The 2,209-nt window shown below is 62.7% G+C and carries 3 protein-coding genes and 1 pseudogene; all 4 read right to left on the bottom strand.

The genetic code is table 11. The annotated features are described in order from the left end of the window. Positions 1-146: 146 nt before the first annotated feature. Complete coding sequence (locus tag BFP90_RS18290; RefSeq protein WP_003176783.1) at positions 147-362, bottom strand: TOBE domain-containing protein; 216 nt, start codon at positions 360-362, stop codon at positions 147-149. 19 nt (positions 363-381) lie between these two features. Continuing rightward, complete coding sequence (gene ssuB / locus BFP90_RS18285; RefSeq protein ID WP_065887044.1) at positions 382-1,188, bottom strand: aliphatic sulfonates ABC transporter ATP-binding protein; 807 nt, start codon at positions 1,186-1,188, stop codon at positions 382-384. Further along, complete coding sequence (gene ssuC, locus BFP90_RS18280) at positions 1,185-1,973, bottom strand: aliphatic sulfonate ABC transporter permease SsuC (protein WP_065893886.1); 789 nt, start codon at positions 1,971-1,973, stop codon at positions 1,185-1,187. The genes ssuB and ssuC overlap by 4 nt, the downstream gene beginning before the upstream one ends. Positions 1,974-1,981: 8 nt before the next feature. Continuing rightward, positions 1,982-2,209, bottom strand: a pseudogene (locus BFP90_RS18275) (alkanesulfonate monooxygenase); the annotation flags it as partial.

Here is a 2,209-nt window from a genome sequence, read left to right as displayed (position 1 = left end):
GTACTCGGTCTGATCCAACATCCTGGTCGGCCCTGAGGCCGCCATCGGGGGCAAGCCCCCTCCCACATTTAGATCTGTGAATACATTCAAAGTGTGGGAGGGGCGGTGCGACGATTCGACTTGCCCCCGATAGCGGTCTGAAGCAGTCACAGCTTGGCAATCGACACCTCAGTCGATTTCACAAAGGCAATCACCTCGCTGCCAATCACCAGCTCCAGCTCTTTCACCGAGCGCGTGGTGATTACAGACGTGACAATGCCCGAGGCCGTCTGCACGTCGATCTCCGACAACACGTCGCCCACCACGATTTCCTTGATGGTGCCTTTGAATTGGTTACGCACGTTGATGGCTTTAATAGTCATGATGGTTTTCCTGTACAGGTTATTGAGCCCAACGCAATTGCGTCGGCAGCGGTGAAACAGGTTCGGGTTCCGGCGGTGAGCCGGGCAGCGACAGCACGCGGTTGAGTACTTCGGCCTCCAGCGCGGCCAGGCGATGTGAGCCACGGGCGCGTGGGCGTGGCAGGTCGATGCTCAGGTCGAGGCCGATTTCGCCGTCTTCGATCAGGATCACCCGGTCGGCAATCGCCACGGCTTCGCTGACGTCATGGGTGACCAGCAGCACGGTAAAGCCGTGTTTTTGCCAGAGGTTTTCGATCAGTTGCTGCATCTCGATCCGGGTCAGGGCATCCAGCGCCCCCAGCGGTTCGTCGAGCAGCAACAGGCGCGGCTGGTGAATCAAGGCGCGCGCCAGGGCGACGCGCTGCTTCTGGCCACCGGACAAGGCGGCCGGCCACTCATCGGCACGCTCGGCCAGGCCCACCGCCTCCAACGCCTGCAACGCCCTGGGGCGCCAGTTGCCCTTGAGGCCCAGGCCGACGTTGTCGATGATCTTTTTCCACGGCAGCAGGCGCGCTTCCTGGAACATCAGCCGCGTGTCTTCGATCGCCTCGTGCAGCGGCGCGGAGCCCGCCAGCAGTTCGCCGCCACTGGCGTTGTCCAGGCCCGCCAGCAGGCGCAGCAAGGTACTCTTGCCGCAACCGCTGCGGCCGACCACGGCCACGAACTGGCCGGCAGGAATATGCAGGTCGATGTCCTTGAGCACTTCGCGAGCGCCAAAGGACTTGCGCAACTTGCGCACCGCCAGGGGGATACCCTTGAGCAGGCGCGGGGGTTGTTGAGCCGTCATGCCGCACCTCCCTTGTTCACTTGATACGCCGGGTGCCAGCGCAGCCATACCCGTTCCAGGCCACGCGCCGCCAGGTCGGCCAGCTTGCCGAGGATCGCGTACATCACGATCGCCAGCACCACCACGTCGGTTTGCAGGAATTCGCGGGCATTCATCGCCAGGTAACCGATGCCGGAACTGGCCGAGATGGTTTCCGCCACGATCAACGTCAACCACATGAAGCCCAGGGCAAAGCGCACGCCCACCAGGATCGACGGCAACGCGCCCGGCAGGATCACTTGCCAGAACAGGCTGAAGCCGGACAAACCGTAGCTGCGCGACATTTCCACCAGCGCCGGGTCGACGTTGCGGATGCCGTGGTAGGTGTTCAGGTAGATCGGAAACAACGTGCCCAGCGCTACCAGGAAAATCTTCGCGGTCTCGTCAATCCCGAACCACAGGATCACCAATGGAATCAGCGCCAGGTGCGGCACGTTGCGGATCATCTGCACCGAGCTGTCGAGCAACCGTTCGCCCCACTTCGACAGGCCGGTGATAAAGCCCAGGGCCAGGCCGATGCTGCCACCGATCACAAAGCCCAGGCCCGCGCGCCAGCCGCTGATAGCCAGGTGCGTCCAGATTTCGCCGCTGCGGACCAGGTTGACGCCAGCCTCGATGACCGCACTGGGCGCCGGCAGAATACGCGTGGACAACCACCCTGCCGTCACCGACAACTGCCACACCGCCAGCAATAGAATCGGCAGCACCCAGGGCGCCACGCGATGGCTGAGTTTCTCAAGGTTCATGGCGCCCCTCAGCTCTGTGATGCAGCTTTGGGAAGGATGTCGTTGGCCACCATCTCGCCGAACGGGCTGACATAGCCGGCGCCTTTCGGCAGTTCGGGACGTTCGATATCCAGGTGCGGGAACAGCAACTCGGCGACCCGATACGACTCTTCCAGGTGCGGATAACCGGAGAAGATAAAGGTGTCGATGCCCAGGTCCGCGTATTCCTTGACCCGTGCCGCAACCGTTGGGCCATC

Source organism: Pseudomonas sp. 24 E 13 (assembly GCF_900004715.1).
Classification (GTDB): domain Bacteria; phylum Pseudomonadota; class Gammaproteobacteria; order Pseudomonadales; family Pseudomonadaceae; genus Aquipseudomonas; species Aquipseudomonas orientalis_A.
Note: the sequence above shows the minus strand (reverse complement) of the source record. Positions and strands in the feature narration are given on the sequence as shown.